Here is a 13,800-nt window from a genome sequence, read left to right as displayed (position 1 = left end):
TGCCCGACCCGGGCGGCCACCCCTGTGGACAACGGGGCGACGGAGGCGGGCAGGGGCCGGGGAGACTCCCGTCGGCCGAGCACGTGATCGGGGAGGGGCCCTTCGGCAACTAGCCCGGATAGACCGGCGCGGAGCCCGCGACCTTGACCATCCGCTGCCAGTTCGCGCCCGGCATGAGACGCACGATGCCGTCGTTACCCGAGTCGGCGACCACCGGAGCGCGCTCGTCGTTCGGCGCGGCGACGGCCGTCACCCCGTTCAGGCCCGGCAGCACGGAGGCCGTCGAGGTCGCGCCGTCCGTCTGGATGTAGCGGATCTGCTGGACTCCGCCCGCCTCCTTGCCGACCACGACAAGCCTGCTGGGACCGGCCCAGGACACGGCGGTGACGTTCTCCATCCGCGGCGCGACGGGCTGCAGATCCACGACCGACACGGTCTGCTGCGTCCCGCTCCCCTCCCGCTCCACCCGGCCGATCTTCAGGGTGGTGCGGCCTTCCTTCTCCTTGAGCAGCAGAGCGATCCGCACGCCGTCCGCGGAGACCCGCAGCGACTCGACCCGGGCTCCGTCCGCGAGCCAGGGTGCCCGGACCTCGACGGGCTCCCCGTCACCACCCGGAACCATCCACAGGCGCGGCTTCACCGGGTCGCGGTCCGCCACCCACAGGTCACCCCGACCGTCCCAGCTCGGCGCGGACAACCGGTCCTCGGGCCGGACCGCACCGCTCGACACCAGGGCGGGAGGCAGCTCGTCGTCGGAGAGGATCGACGCCACGCGCAGCTCCCGCCCGTCCTTGCCGACCCCGGCCGCCCGGCTCTCCTCACGGTCCACCGCGACCGACCGCAGCGGCATCGCGCCCTTGCCGAAGGGCCCGAGCGTCGCGTCCGCCTCCGCGTCCTCCTGGCCGCCGACCGGCAGCGTCTTCACCATGCCGTGCTCATCGACGAAGAACGGGTTCTCCGCCCTGCCCGAGTCGTGCACCGGGGCGAACTCCTCCGCCTGCGCCTTCGACAGCACACACAGCCGCCCGCCGTCGGATCCCCGCTGCAGCTCCACCTGCTCGACCCGTACGGACGTCAGATCGCCGAGCGTGAACAGCAACTGAGCCGCCATCCGCCGACACACTTCCCCGCCCACCCGGTCGGCCTTGGCGTTGAGCGGCACCTTCAGCGTGGACTGGTCGTCCGTCGTCAGCGAGGTGACGCCCTCCTTCAGCTCCGTACCGGAGGGAAAGCGCGAATCCACCGCCGGCTTCAGCCAGTTCGTCGGGCCCTCGAGCAGCGCCTTGACGGTCTGGGTCACCGGATCCATCCGGGTCACCGGGTCCTGCCGCTGCCGGATGTACACCGGGTCGGCGACGACCCACTCCTGCCCCGAGGCGAAGTAGTACTTGTTGACGGAGCGGTAGTTGCGCTGGAAGTCGGCCTCGCTGAGCACAAGACCCGGCGGCAGGTGGTCGATGCGCCACTCCTTGCCCTTGCCGTCCGCGGAGGGCTGCTGCACCACGTGGATGAAGTCCTTGTACTCGGCAGGGCTCATCGGCTGGTACGCGTGCCGCGCGTCCACCGTGGCGATCTGCCGGCCGCGGATCGGATACGACCGCCCCTGGCTCTCCGGGTCCGCGATCCGGTCGGCCTGCTCACGGTCCGGCGCCGTGGTGAGCACGGTGATGCTCTGCCCAGGCTTCCAGGTCCGCGCGGCCTCCTTCGTCAGATACTTCCGGGCCGTGGCGAAACCGGGATCGTCGCTGGTCATGGCCTCAAGGAAGCCGTCGACGATCTCGTCGGGCTCCGCGTTCTCCCTCGGCTGCACGGCGTACACCCGGACCTGCGAGTCGCCCGGATTGGACGCCTTCACACTCCGTACGTCCCCGCTGTCGGGCATCGTCGCGCAGCCGGTCGCCAGCATGCCGCCGCAGGCGAACAGCACGCCTGCCCGCACGGCACCGGACGACCGCTGCCCTCGAGAGTCAGCGCTCACCTGTTCGGTCCTCCCCCTCGGCGTTCGCCGACGCCATCGCCTCACCGCTGTCGGCCTCGGACGCCGTCCGTGCGACCACCCTCGCACCATTGCCCGGCAGAGCCGTCGGATCCACCGTGGCCCGCGGCACCGTCGGCAGCCGCGGTGGCACCGGCAGCGCCGGACGGTCTCTCGCGGGCTGTACCGGCAGGTTCACCCGGCGCGCCCCGCTCTCCTGCCCCCGCCCGGCGGCCGCCTCGGCCGCCGCCTGCTCACGATTGCGCCGCGAGTCCTCAGGCTCCAGCGGGATCGGGGATCCGCGCAGGGGCTCGTCCGCCGTCCTCGGCAGGGTGAGCCGGAACTGCGAGCCGCCACCGGGCTCGCCCCACGCCTGGAGCCAGCCGCCGTGCAGCCGCGCGTCCTCCACCGCGATCGACAGGCCCAGGCCCGTACCACCGGTGGTACGCGCGCGTGCCGGGTCCGCTCGCCAGAACCGGTTGAAGACGCGGGTCGCCTCGCCCGGCTTCAGACCCACGCCGTAGTCCCGTACGGCCACGGCGACGGCGCCGCCCGCGGCGGCCAGCCGGACGATCACGTCCCGGCCCTCGCCGTGCTCGACGGCGTTGACGACCAGATTGCGCAGCACCCGCTCGACCCGGCGGGCGTCCGCCTCGGCCACGACCGGCTGCTCGTCGCCGACGACCACGATCCGGCCGCCCTTGCGCTCGGCGAGCGGCTCCGCGCCGCCGATGACCCGCCGGACGACCTGGCGCAGGTCTATCGGCTCGGCCTCCAGCGCCGCCGCTCCCGCGTCGAAACGGCTGATCTCCAGCAGATCGGCGAGCAGCGACTCGAAACGGTCGAGCTGGTCGCCGAGGAGCTCGGCGGAGCGCGCGGTGACGGGGTCGAAGTCGACCCGCGCCTCGTGGATGACGTCCGCCGCCATCCGTACCGTCGTCAGCGGGGTACGCAGCTCGTGCGACACGTCCGAGACGAACCGCCGCTGCATCCGCGAGAGCTCCTCCAGCTGCTGGATCTTCAGCTGAAGGCTCTGCGCCATCTTGTTGAAGGCCTCACCGAGCCGGGCGATGTCGTCCTCGCCGGTGACCTTCATCCGCTCCTGGAGACGGCCGGCGGAGAGCCGCTCGGCGATCCCCGCGGCCATCCGCACCGGCGTGACGACCTGGCGCACCACCAGCCAGGCGATGGCGCCGAGCAGCACGACCACGAACAGCCCGGCGGTCGCCAGCGTGCCCTTCACCAGGGCGAGGGAGTCCTCCTCGTGCGTCAGCGGGAAGAGGTAGTACAGCTCGTACTGGGTGCCCTCGGCGTCGTTGAGCCGCTTGCCGATGACGAGCCCGGCCTCGGAGTCCTTGCCGTTGGTGTAGTGGATCCGGGTGTACGTCTGGAAGGTTCCCGCGCCCTTGCCCACGGAGAGCCGCAGTTCGTCGGGGATGCTCGTGGCCGGGTCGACCTCGCCGGAGGCACGGGCGCCCCGGCTCGCGGGCCCGTCCGAGTCCTCGAGCGACAGCGCGACCACGTTGAACGCGCTCTGGCCACCACTGGCGAGCTGCTCGACCAGCGTGGAGCGCCAGGTCAGCGAGGCACCGGCCCGGCCGCCGTCCTGCCCACCGGGCACGTACGGCGTCGTCGCGGCCTTGTCCTGGGCGGCCGAGAAACCACCGGCGGCCTGACTCTGGGCGGCCTGCTCCTTGGCGTCGCGCAGTCCGTTGCGGACCTGGCCTATGACGACCAGGCCGAGCAGCAGTACCACACCGAGTGACATCAGCAGGGTGCCCGCGACGACCCGCAGCTGGATATTGCGCCGCCACAGCCGCACTGCGGGCAGCAACGGACGGCGTACCCAGCGTGCGAAGAGCCGGAGAACCGGTCCACCCGGTGCGCCGTCCTGGAGCAGGCGTCCGCCATGGAACAGACGGCCGAATCGCGAGCCCCCCCGCCTCGGTCCGGCAGTCCGCCCCGACCGGACTCCCGGTTCCCCGGGCTTCGGAGCAGTACTGCCTATGCTCATGTCAGCTCGGCCCCGCCTTGTAACCGACACCCCGAACGGTGACCACGATCTCCGGGCGCTCCGGGTCCTTCTCGACCTTCGAGCGCAACCGCTGGACATGCACGTTCACCAGCCGAGTGTCGGCCGCGTGCCGGTAGCCCCAGACCTGCTCGAGCAGGACCTCACGGGTGAACACCTGCCACGGCTTACGGGCCAGCGCGACGAGCAGATCGAACTCGAGCGGCGTCAGGGCGATGGACTGCCCGTCCCGCTTCACCGAGTGACCGGCCACGTCGATGACCAGATCGCCGATGGCGAGCTGCTCGGGCGCGGGCTCCTCCGACCTCCGCAGCCGCGCCCGGATACGGGCGACGAGCTCCTTCGGCTTGAACGGCTTGACGATGTAGTCGTCGGCCCCGGACTCGAGACCCACCACCACGTCGACGGTGTCGCTCTTGGCCGTGAGCATGACGATGGGCACACCGGACTCGGCCCTGATGAGCCGGCACACCTCGATGCCGTCCCTGCCGGGCAGCATGAGGTCCAGCAACACCAGGTCCGGCTTGGCCTCCCGAAATGCGGCAAGCGCCTTGTCGCCGTCCGCTACGAACGACGGCTCGAACCCTTCACCCCGCAGCACGATGCCGAGCATCTCGGCCAGTGCGGTGTCGTCGTCGACGACAAGAACGCGTCCCTTCATATCGACATCATCCCATTTCCGTATCAGTCTCTAGGCGGCTGGTGAGATACCTCACTGACCAGCGGTGACGTCCGTGATTGCGCGCCGTTAGCCGCCGGTGTCTGTGGGTGTTGATGTCAGACATGGATGTCACGCCCGTGGCCCCCGATGTGGTCGCCCAAAACCGTACCTTGCGCGGTGGACTCCAGCCCATGCCCCAGGACGAGAAGAAGTGAGCAGCTCACTCTCTGCGGCCTCCCCCGCTCCAAGATGCGGTGAACCGGGGACGGCGGTGAGCATGGAAGGCGGCCCACCCTGGCCTCTCCCGGCGGGAGAGGCCATGAACGACTACCCTCCGATCGCGGATCATGGACTGGTGGGCGACCTGCAGACTGCGGCGCTGGTGGCCTCCGACGGGACGGTGGACCGGTGGTGCACGCCGCGGTCGACTCGCCCAGCCTGTTCGCGTCGCTGCTCGACAGCGATCGGGGTGGCCACTGCCGTCTCGCCGCTGATCTCGGGGAACGGACCACGGTGCGCCGGCTGTACCTGCCCGACACGCCCGTTCTCATCACCCGCTTCATGGCCCCGCAAGGTCGGAGAAGTCATCGGCGCCGAGTCGCACCATCACCGACCCCCTACCGCCCGATCCCGACCGCCACCTCGACGTCCGAGGCGCCGTCCTGTCCGCCGGCGGGCTGGTCCTGGTCGTCATGGGCATCCTCGCCGCCGACAACAACCTGGACCTGATGCTCGGCCTGCCGGCGCCGGTCTCCTCGTACTGGCGTGGTTCGTGCACTGGATCCGCAGCGAAGAGCGCGCCGGAAGAGAACCGCTGCTGTCCACCAGCCTCTTCCGAGACCGCACATCCAACCTCGGACTGGTCACCCAGAACGCCGAGTGGCTGCTGCTCGTGGGCACCTCGTTCACCGTCGCCGCCTACTTCCAGGTCGTACGTGGCTACGACGCCATCGAGACAGGCGTCGTCTTCACCGCGGCCACCCTCAGAGTGCCGCCTCCTCACTCGCCGCGGAACCCTCGCCAAACGCGTCCCGCAGCGCACCCTGATCATCACCGGGTTCGCCCTCGCCATCGTCGGCATCGCCGTCCTGCTCGCCCTGGTCGCCGGCACACCGAACCCATGGGCTCGCCCCCGGCCTGCTGCTGAAACGGCCTGGGGCTCGGCGTCATGCTCACCCTGTCCGTGAACGAAGTCCGATCCGCCTTCCCCGAAGATCAGCAAGGCGAGATCTCCGGCCTGTCGCGGAGCGTCTCCAACCTCGGCTCCACCTTCGGCACCGCCATCGTCGGCACCATCCTGGTCGCCAACCTCACCCAGAACGCCTACGCCGTCGCCATGGCCACCCTCGCGTTCGGCGCCCTCGCCGGTCTCATCACGGCGACACGCCTCCCCCGTACGGCCACCGATGGGCAGACCCGGCCAACCCCCCGCCTCCGCCACCTGCTGCCCGCTAGCCGCAGAGGGACTGCCCGCCCACAGGCCGACCGAGTCAGTCGTGATCGATCCACTCGCTGAGTCTGATCCTCACCTGGTGGTTGTGTTCGGCGTGCCAGACGACCTCGCCACTGATCTGGCTTCCCAGCGCCGGAAGGCTCGCGCCGTGTGGCATGGAGCCGATGTCCGCCAGGCCGATCGCATGGGGCACATCGTCGATGTGCAGGAATACCCCGAAGGGCCTGCAATCGACGACCTGACCAGTGACGCGGGTCCCTACGGGCAGTGCTGACACGGTTGCCGACCACGCTCGGCGGATCTGCTCGGGGGTTGGATCGTTGGGCCGGACATGGTCGTTCATGAGCCGATCCTGTCAGCGGAATGACGCGCGGAAAATGAGGGCGGTATCAGGCGGGGTCGGTTGCAGAGGGTGCGGTACGACGCTGCTGCACTGCTTGCTTCGCTGCCGCGTTTCGGGCATGAGCCTCGCGGCGGAGACGACGCTCATAGTCCGCGATCTGGCCGGCGACGGGCATGCCGGTCTTCATGCGGATCAGCCGTTCGTTCTCACGGTCCACCAGGAAGGGACCGTTGCCTCCGAACCGAGGTCGCCGCCCGCTCCCCTCATCGCCGACCGCGCCCCAGTAGAAAATCCATCCGAAAGGGAGCTCGTGCACACGCAGAATCCCCAGCTCGTACCCGTCGCCGGGGCCGTTCCGCATCTGCGCGATCTCAGCGAGCACCCATCGGCGGGCATCTTCCTTCGTCAACTAGGCCGCCTCCCAGGTGAAGCGTCCCTCGATGCGATCAGCACTGAGGTAGGCGTATCCGGCGCCATAGCCGAAGTTGAGGAAGTAAGGCGGCCCGGTGTCGCTGCCATCCGCCAAGGAGAAGAAGAAGCGCCATGGCGCCTCAACCCCCGCCCAGTTCCGGTAGTCGGCCTTCCCCCCGATGTAGTTGTCGACATCGAAGCACCCGTCCTGCTCCAGGTAGCGCTTCTGTTCGTCGGGAACCGGTCGCGTCTCGATCCGGAACTCGACAGGCACCATCTCGTAGTCCTCGTCGAACGCGAACAGCGACCGCCCCTGCGTCCCGGCCGGTCCGATGGTGGCGAACCCGGGGATCCGGCCGTCGGGCTGGACCAACAACACTGCTTCCCCGTCCTCCGGGTCCATGCCGCCGGTCTCGTAGTCCTCGTACGACAGGAACCGATACGCCATGCGAAGCTCTTCGCCACGCTCCGCGGGCACCGGGAACTGCCCGATGAAGTCGAGCGGCTCACCTGTTCTGGGGTTCAGGGGCCAACAGGGCTCCCCCAGCCACACCGGTTCGCCGCCGAGTTTGGCGACGAGCTCAGTGATGGGCTCGTCGACCGGACACATGCCCATCTCCACGCGGGGGAGGTACCCCGCGTCGTACGGGCCTTCGGCCCCCTCGACAGGGCGCGGCAGCAGCATGCCCGGACCATAGCGGTCACCTCTGACAAGGGCGAACGGGTGCAAGGAGGCAGCAATCCGGGACTGATGTCAGTGTTGGATGTCACTACCCCCTCGACGGCGGAAACCCGCTGGTGAGGGGTCTTCTTCATGCGGCGCCACGCATCCCCTCCACAACCCCGGTCCGATCCGGAGCACTCGTCCCTGCTCTGCCCGCCACCGCTGCGGTTTGTGCGTACTGATCAGGCATCCGCCCGGTCTGCCCCCTGGAACGCCCACCATGGAGGAGAGAATGGAGAGACCAGCCCCCGCCCACCGGCGGGCCCCTCGTGGCACGATGGCTCACGGCCCGCCGCCCGGACAGGCGGTCGGCCATTGAGACCGTGCCGGCTCGCCGAGCCGACCCCGCGACCATTCCTCGAGGTGGACGACCGTGAACGACACTCCGGGCTGGACCTCGCCCGGATCTGCTCCCTCCGACGGCCAGGACGGTACCGGGGTTCCCCGGCCCGCAACGCCCGGTGACGCGAACGGCTCCGCCCCCCAGTGGTCCAAGGACCAGCCGCCCGCCGGACAGTGGTCCCCGCCGACGACACCCGTCCCCGGCCAGGCCCCCGCACCTCAGCCTGGCCAGGGCTGGGGCGGTCCGCCGCAGCCCGGGAACTGGGGCAAGCCGCCGGCCGCCAAGCCCGGAGTGATCCCCCTGCGCCCCCTGGGCATGGGCGAGATCCTCGACGGCGCCGTGTCGACGATGCGCACCTACTGGCGCACGGTCCTGACCATCACGGTCACCGTCGCCGTGATCTCGCAGGTCGCCGACATCCTCGTCCAGCGGTTCCTGGTCCCGACACCGCCCGAGATCGATCCGAACGCCTCCCCCGACGAGGCCATGGCACAGCTCGGCGACTCCCTGCAGACGTCGCTGATCGGTTCGATCCCCGCGATCCTCATCCTCCTGATGGCCACCCTGGTGAGCGCCGCGCTTCTCACCGTGGTCATCAGTCGCGCGGTCCTCGGCCGCCCGGTCACGATCAGCGCCGCCTGGCAGGAGGCCCGCCCGCGCCTGCTCCGGCTGCTCGGCCTGACCCTCCTGCTGCCTGTCATGAGCGCGGCCATCGTGTTCGTCGCCATGCTGCCCGGGATCCTCCTCGGCGAGGTGACCGACGGCGCGCTCATCGTCCTCGGCGCCATCGCCGGAGTGGTCGTCGTCATCTGGCTGATGATCCGCTTCAGCCTGGCCTCGCCGGCCCTGATGCTGGAGCGCCAGGGCGTCCTCCAGTCGATGAAACGCTCCGCCAAACTCGTGCAGGGCGCCTGGTGGCGCATCTTCGGCATCACACTGCTGACCCAACTGCTGCTCTTCATCGTGGGGATGATCATCACCATCCCCTTCGCCATCCTCGCGATCGCCGTCGACGGCGAAGGCTTCAGCGGCCTGATCTCGGGCGACTCCCCCGAGTTCGGCTGGCCGTTCCTGATCATCACCGGCATCGGCGGTGTCATCACCAGCGCGATCACCTACCCGATCTCCGCCGGCGTCACCGTTCTCCTCTACGTGGACCAGCGCATCCGCCGCGAGGCCCTGGACCTCGAACTCGCCCGGGCCGCCGGCCTCCCCGGCTACGGCCCCGCACCCGGCGAACACGCCACCGGGAGCTGACGGGGTGCACATCACGGGGGGCATGATCACGGCGCGGCTGCCGACACGGGACGCCGACGACGTACCGCTGGACATACCCCGCGTCCCCGCCCGGGAGGCGGCGGAGCGGGAACTGTCCAAGCCGATGTACCACGAGAACGACCCCAGCCTGCTCGAACGCGGCCTCGACCGCTTCTGGGAATGGGTCGACGACCTCTTCAGCTCGGCTTCCGGGGCAACCCCCGGTGGCCTGCTGGGTCTTCTCGTGATCGTCGTGGTCGTGCTCGCCCTCGTCGCCGCCCTCTGGTGGCGGCTCGGCACCCCACAGCGCACCCCCACGACCGGGGACTCACTGTTCGATGACGGTCCCCGCACCGCCGACCAGCACCGGACCGCCGCAGCCCGACACGCCTCGGCCGGCCGCTGGAACCAGGCGGTCCAGGAGCGGATGCGGGCGATCGTCCGCTCCTTGGAGGAACGCACCCTCCTCGACCCGCGCCCAGGCCGCACCGCGGACGAGGCCGCCGCCGAGGCGGGCCGCGCCCTCCCCTCCCACACGGACGAACTCCGCGCCGCCGCCCGATCCTTCGACGACGTCACATACGGCGGCCGCACAGCCGACGAGCCCGCGTACCGCCGCATCGAGGAACTGGACGTGTCCCTGGAGCGGACCAAGCCCTCCCTCGACACCGCAGCCACGGGGGCACCCGAATGAGCCGGCCGCGCACCAGCGCCACCTCGGCCTCCCTCTCCCCCCGCCAGATCTGGGCCCGGACCCGCGGGGCACTCCTCGTGCTCGCCCTGATCCTGATCGGCGGCATCGTCCTGGCGACCATGCAGTCCTCCGACCACCACGGCCACCTCGACCCCCGCTCCGCCGACCCCAACGGCAGCCGAGCCGTCGCCGAGATCCTCAAGGCCCAGGGCGTCACCGTCCAGGTGGCCACCACCCTCGACGAGGCCACCACCGCCACCGGATCCGACAGCACTCTCCTGGTCACCGTTCCGGACCTGCTGACCGAGCATCAGCAGTCCAAGCTGCACGAGGCCATGACGGAGTCTCACGGCCGCACGGTCCTCATCGGTGCGAGTCACCCGTCCGTCGGCACTCTGGCCCCCGGCGTCACCGTCGCCACCAGCACATCGGTGACGGCCCGTGAACCCCAGTGCTCCCTGCCCGCCGCCGTCCGCGCCGGCAGCGTCGACATCGGCGGCGAGCGCTACACCACCGGGATCGACACGGCCGACACCTGCTACCTCAGCAACGGGATGCCCACCCTGGTCAGGATCCCGACCTCCGGTGGCGGCGACACCGTGCTCCTCGGCTCCGCCGGCTTCCTCTCCAACGAGCGACTCGACAAGCAGGGCAATGCCTCTCTCACCCTGCAACTCCTCGGCTCCCGCACTCATCTCGTCTGGTACCTCCCCTCTCTCTCGGACGCTTCCGCCACCGAGGGCGACCCCGAAGGCGAGTCCCCCGACAGCGCCGCCGAAAGCTTCCTTTCGCTCATCCCCTCGGGCTGGCTGTGGGGCACCCTCCAACTCGCCTTCGCCGCCGCCCTCGCCGCCGTCTGGCGAGCCCGACGCCTCGGCCCACTCGTGACCGAACGTCTCCCGGTCGCCATCCGGGCCTCCGAGGCCACCGAGGGCCGCGCCCGCCTCTACCGCAAGGGCAACGCACGCGACCGAGCGGCCGTCGTACTACGCACCGCGACCCGCGCCCGGATCGCCCCACTCCTCGGCGTCGCCACCCAGGACGCCCACTCCCCCGAGACCCTGCTCCCCGCGATCTCCGCCCGACTCCCGGAGAACGCCGCAGACCCGCGGGGCCTTCTCTTCGGCCCGGCTCCCGCCGACGACGCCGCTCTCATCCGCCTGGCAGACCAACTCGACGCCCTCGAAAGAGAGGTACGCACCTCATGAGCGCCCCGACCCCCGAGACCGCTACGAACTCGGACGCCCGCGCCTCCCTGGAGGCCCTGCGCGCCGAGATCGCGAAGGCGGTGGTCGGCCAGGACCCCGCCGTCACCGGACTCGTCGTCGCCCTGCTCTGCCGGGGCCATGTCCTCCTCGAAGGAGTCCCCGGCGTCGCCAAGACGCTGCTCGTCCGTGCGCTCGCGGCCACACTCGAACTGGACACCAAGCGGGTGCAGTTCACCCCCGACCTGATGCCGAGCGACGTCACCGGTTCCCTGGTCTACGACGCCCGTACCGCGGAGTTCTCCTTCCAGCCCGGTCCTGTCTTCACCAACCTGCTGCTCGCCGACGAGATCAACCGCACGCCTCCGAAGACGCAGTCCTCCCTCCTGGAGGCGATGGAGGAACGCCAGGTCACCGTCGACGGCACGCCCCGCCCGCTGCCCGACCCGTTCCTGGTCGCCGCGACCCAGAACCCCGTCGAGTACGAGGGCACTTACCCCCTTCCCGAGGCGCAGCTCGACCGCTTCCTCCTGAAGCTGACCGTCCCGCTACCCTCCCGCGAGGACGAGATCAACGTCCTGACCCGGCACGCGAACGGCTTCAACCCCCGCGACCTCCAGGCCGCCGGTGTCCGTCCGGTCGCCGGCCCCGCCGAACTCGAGGCCGCCCGAGCCGCCGTCGCCAAGACCTCGGTCTCCCCCGAAATCGCCGGCTATGTCGTCGATATCTGTCGTGCCACGCGTGAATCCCCCTCGCTCACCCTCGGTGTCTCCCCCCGAGGTGCCACCGCCCTGCTCTCCACCGCCCGCGCCTGGGCCTGGCTCACCGGCCGGGACTATGTCACCCCGGACGACGTGAAGGCCTTGGCCCTGCCCACCCTGCGTCACCGCATCCAGCTGCGGCCCGAGGCCGAGATGGAGGGCGTCACCCCCGACTCCGTCATCAACTCGATCCTCGCCCACGTCCCCGTACCCCGCTGAGAACGGCGCCCCATGGCCCTCACCGGACGAACCGCACTGCTCGCCGCCCTCGGATCGCTCCCCGTGGGCATCCTCGCCCCCAGTTGGACGGGGATGCTCGCGGTGAACGCGCCCCTCTCACTCGCAATTCTGTGCGACTACGCGATGGCCGCGCCAGTGCGAACGCTGCAGTTCACCCGAAGCGGTGACACAACAGTTCGACTGGGTGACGGCGCAGAAGTACAGCTCACCGTCACCAACACCTCACGACGCCGCCTTCGCGCCCAACTCCGCGACGCCTGGCCGCCGAGCAGCTGGCTCCCGGGCACCGACCAGGCCGCGTCCCGCCAGAAGCTCACCGTGCCTGCCGGCGAACGCCGCCGGATCACCACGGCCCTGCGCCCCACTCGCCGCGGCGACCGCCACGCGGAGCGGGTCACCATCCGCTCCTACGGCCCCCTCGGCCTGGCCGCCCGGCAGGGCAACCACACCGTCCCCTGGACGGTCCGCGTGCTGCCCCCGTTCACCAGCCGCAAGCACTTGCCTTCGCGTCTTGCCCGCCTCCGCGAACTCGACGGCCGCACCAGCGTCCTCACCCGCGGCGAAGGCACCGAATTCGACAGTCTTCGCGAGTACGTCCCCGGTGACGACACCCGTTCCATCGACTGGCGAGCCACGGCCCGCCAAAACACCGTCGCCGTACGCACCTGGCGCCCCGAGCGCGACCGCCACATCCTGATCGTGCTCGACACCGGCCGCACCTCCGCCGGCCGCGTCGGAGACGTCCCGCGCCTCGACGCCGCGATGGACGCCGCTCTGCTCCTCACCGCCCTCGCCTCCCGCGCCGGCGACCGCGTCGACCTCCTGGCCTACGACCGCCGTCTGCGCGCCCAGGTCCAGGGCCGCTCGGCCGCCGATGTCCTGCCGGCCGTGGTCAACGCCCTGGCCCCGCTCGAGCCCGAGCTCGTGGAGACGGACGCCCGCTCCCTGGCCGCCACCGCGCTGGCCCGAGCCCCGCGCCGCTCGCTCCTCGTCCTGCTCACCAGCCTCGACGCGGCCCCGATCGAGGAGGGCCTTCTCCCGGTCCTCCCTCAGCTGACTCAGCGCCACACGGTCCTGATCGCCTCTGTCGCCGATCCGCACACGGCCGCCATGGCGACGAGCCGCGGCACGATCGACGGCGTCTACGAGGCCGCAGCCGCCACTCAGGCCCAGGCCCAGCGCCACCGCACGGCGGACCAACTCCGTCGCCACGGCGTCACGGTCGTGGACGCCACCCCTGACAATCTCGCACCAGCACTGGCAGACGCCTACCTCGCACTGAAGGCAGCCGGCCGCCTCTGAATACGACTGTGGGCTCCCCGAGGGGAGCCCACAGTCGTATTCAACTGGCCCTGAACGCAGAAAAGCCCCGCACCATAAGGTGCGGGGCTTTCCCACAATGATTGTTCGGCGGCGTCCTACTCTCCCACAGGGTCCCCCCTGCAGTACCATCGGCGCTGAAAGGCTTAGCTTCCGGGTTCGGAATGTAACCGGGCGTTTCCCTAACGCTATGACCACCGAAACACTATGAAGTTGAACCGCCGCGCCCCGACCAAGTGGGGGGCGTGTTCGTTACTTCAGAACTAACACAGTGGACGCGAGCAACTGAGGACAAGCCCTCGGCCTATTAGTACCGGTCAGCTCCACCCATTACTGGGCTTCCACATCCGGCCTATCAACCCAGTCGTCTACTGGGAGCCT

General features: G+C 70.2%; 12 protein-coding genes, 1 rRNA gene and 1 pseudogene. 7 read left to right on the top strand and 7 right to left on the bottom strand.

Annotated features, from left to right (window positions below; all coding sequences use genetic code 11):
• Nucleotides 1–109: 109 nt before the first annotated feature.
• Genes ACZ561_RS05550 through mtrA form a run of 3 tightly spaced genes read right to left on the bottom strand, consistent with a single transcriptional unit; the run spans nucleotide 110 to nucleotide 4,668 of the window.
• On the bottom strand, nucleotides 110–1,978 hold the full coding sequence (locus ACZ561_RS05550) for an LpqB family beta-propeller domain-containing protein (RefSeq protein ID WP_470990132.1): 1,869 nt from the start codon (nucleotides 1,976–1,978) through the stop codon (nucleotides 110–112).
• Nucleotides 1,968–3,989 carry an MtrAB system histidine kinase MtrB gene (mtrB, locus tag ACZ561_RS05545; RefSeq protein WP_470990129.1) on the bottom strand — a complete coding sequence of 674 codons (2,022 nt, stop codon included), beginning with the start codon at nucleotides 3,987–3,989 and terminating at the stop codon, nucleotides 1,968–1,970. Before mtrB ends, ACZ561_RS05550 begins: the two co-directional genes overlap by 11 nt.
• Before the next feature lies 1 nt (nucleotide 3,990).
• Nucleotides 3,991–4,668 carry a two-component system response regulator MtrA gene (gene mtrA / locus ACZ561_RS05540; RefSeq protein WP_009333493.1) on the bottom strand — a complete coding sequence of 226 codons (678 nt, stop codon included), beginning with the start codon at nucleotides 4,666–4,668 and terminating at the stop codon, nucleotides 3,991–3,993.
• A 319-nt stretch (nucleotides 4,669–4,987) separates the two neighbouring features.
• Here mtrA and ACZ561_RS05535 point away from each other — a divergent pair.
• Nucleotides 4,988–5,244 (top strand): annotated as a pseudogene (locus tag ACZ561_RS05535) (trehalase-like domain-containing protein); the annotation flags it as partial.
• A 607-nt stretch (nucleotides 5,245–5,851) separates the two neighbouring features.
• On the top strand, nucleotides 5,852–6,184 hold the full coding sequence (locus ACZ561_RS05530; protein WP_470990126.1) for a hypothetical protein: 333 nt from the start codon (nucleotides 5,852–5,854) through the stop codon (nucleotides 6,182–6,184).
• Here ACZ561_RS05530 and ACZ561_RS05525 read toward each other — a convergent pair.
• Genes ACZ561_RS05525 through ACZ561_RS05515 form a run of 3 tightly spaced genes read right to left on the bottom strand, consistent with a single transcriptional unit; the run spans nucleotide 6,159 to nucleotide 7,560 of the window.
• A complete protein-coding gene (locus ACZ561_RS05525; RefSeq protein WP_470990123.1) occupies nucleotides 6,159–6,464 on the bottom strand; it encodes a hypothetical protein in 306 nt (101 codons plus the stop codon). The two genes, ACZ561_RS05530 and ACZ561_RS05525, sit on opposite strands and share 26 nt — an antisense overlap.
• A gap of 46 nt (nucleotides 6,465–6,510) precedes the next feature.
• Nucleotides 6,511–6,873 carry a hypothetical protein gene (locus ACZ561_RS05520; protein ID WP_470990120.1) on the bottom strand — a complete coding sequence of 121 codons (363 nt, stop codon included), beginning with the start codon at nucleotides 6,871–6,873 and terminating at the stop codon, nucleotides 6,511–6,513.
• Nucleotides 6,874–7,560 (bottom strand): hypothetical protein, encoded by a 687-nt coding sequence (locus ACZ561_RS05515; protein ID WP_470990117.1) that lies wholly within the window; start codon nucleotides 7,558–7,560, stop codon nucleotides 6,874–6,876. It abuts the gene before it with no gap.
• Nucleotides 7,561–7,972: 412 nt separating this feature from the next.
• On the opposite strand from ACZ561_RS05515, the gene ACZ561_RS05510 reads away from it, so the two are divergent.
• From ACZ561_RS05510 to ACZ561_RS05490, 5 genes are read left to right on the top strand one after another with little or no spacing between them, the layout of a single operon-like run.
• The gene (locus ACZ561_RS05510; RefSeq protein ID WP_470990114.1) at nucleotides 7,973–9,199 is read left to right on the top strand and encodes a DUF7847 domain-containing protein; all 1,227 of its coding nucleotides are present in this window, start codon (nucleotides 7,973–7,975) and stop codon (nucleotides 9,197–9,199) included.
• Nucleotides 9,200–9,221: 22 nt separating this feature from the next.
• Nucleotides 9,222–9,893, top strand: a complete 672-nt coding sequence (locus tag ACZ561_RS05505) for a DUF4129 domain-containing protein (protein ID WP_470991283.1) — start codon at nucleotides 9,222–9,224, stop codon at nucleotides 9,891–9,893.
• Nucleotides 9,890–11,101 carry a DUF4350 domain-containing protein gene (locus tag ACZ561_RS05500; RefSeq protein ID WP_470990111.1) on the top strand — a complete coding sequence of 404 codons (1,212 nt, stop codon included), beginning with the start codon at nucleotides 9,890–9,892 and terminating at the stop codon, nucleotides 11,099–11,101. The genes ACZ561_RS05505 and ACZ561_RS05500 overlap by 4 nt, the downstream gene beginning before the upstream one ends.
• Nucleotides 11,098–12,078, top strand: coding sequence for an AAA family ATPase (locus ACZ561_RS05495; RefSeq protein ID WP_470990108.1), 981 nt, complete (start codon nucleotides 11,098–11,100; stop codon nucleotides 12,076–12,078). The genes ACZ561_RS05500 and ACZ561_RS05495 overlap by 4 nt, the downstream gene beginning before the upstream one ends.
• 12 nt (nucleotides 12,079–12,090) lie before the next feature.
• Nucleotides 12,091–13,401: a DUF58 domain-containing protein gene (locus ACZ561_RS05490; RefSeq protein ID WP_470990105.1), complete on the top strand. Its 1,311-nt coding sequence runs from the start codon at nucleotides 12,091–12,093 to the stop codon at nucleotides 13,399–13,401.
• Between the two features lie 103 nt (nucleotides 13,402–13,504).
• Here the strand turns inward: ACZ561_RS05490 and rrf are convergent.
• A 5S ribosomal RNA gene (gene rrf, locus ACZ561_RS05485) occupies nucleotides 13,505–13,621 on the bottom strand.
• Nucleotides 13,622–13,800: the final 179 nt, after the last annotated feature.

It is taken from the genome of Streptomyces sp. NPDC039609 (assembly GCF_055596705.1).
Note: the sequence above shows the minus strand (reverse complement) of the source record. Positions and strands in the feature narration are given on the sequence as shown.

Excerpts from the sequence above, each read along its gene's own strand:
- mtrB (WP_470990129.1), bottom strand. The coding sequence starts at position 3,989 with ATGAGCATAGGCAGTACTGCTCCGAAGCCCGGGGAACCGGGAGTCCGG.
- mtrA (WP_009333493.1), bottom strand. The coding sequence starts at position 4,668 with ATGAAGGGACGCGTTCTTGTCGTCGACGACGACACCGCACTGGCCGAG.
- ACZ561_RS05525 (WP_470990123.1), bottom strand. The coding sequence starts at position 6,464 with ATGAACGACCATGTCCGGCCCAACGATCCAACCCCCGAGCAGATCCGC.
- ACZ561_RS05515 (WP_470990117.1), bottom strand. The coding sequence starts at position 7,560 with ATGCTGCTGCCGCGCCCTGTCGAGGGGGCCGAAGGCCCGTACGACGCG.
- ACZ561_RS05505 (WP_470991283.1), top strand. The coding sequence starts at position 9,222 with ATGATCACGGCGCGGCTGCCGACACGGGACGCCGACGACGTACCGCTG.
- ACZ561_RS05500 (WP_470990111.1), top strand. The coding sequence starts at position 9,890 with ATGAGCCGGCCGCGCACCAGCGCCACCTCGGCCTCCCTCTCCCCCCGC.
- ACZ561_RS05495 (WP_470990108.1), top strand. The coding sequence starts at position 11,098 with ATGAGCGCCCCGACCCCCGAGACCGCTACGAACTCGGACGCCCGCGCC.
- ACZ561_RS05490 (WP_470990105.1), top strand. The coding sequence starts at position 12,091 with ATGGCCCTCACCGGACGAACCGCACTGCTCGCCGCCCTCGGATCGCTC.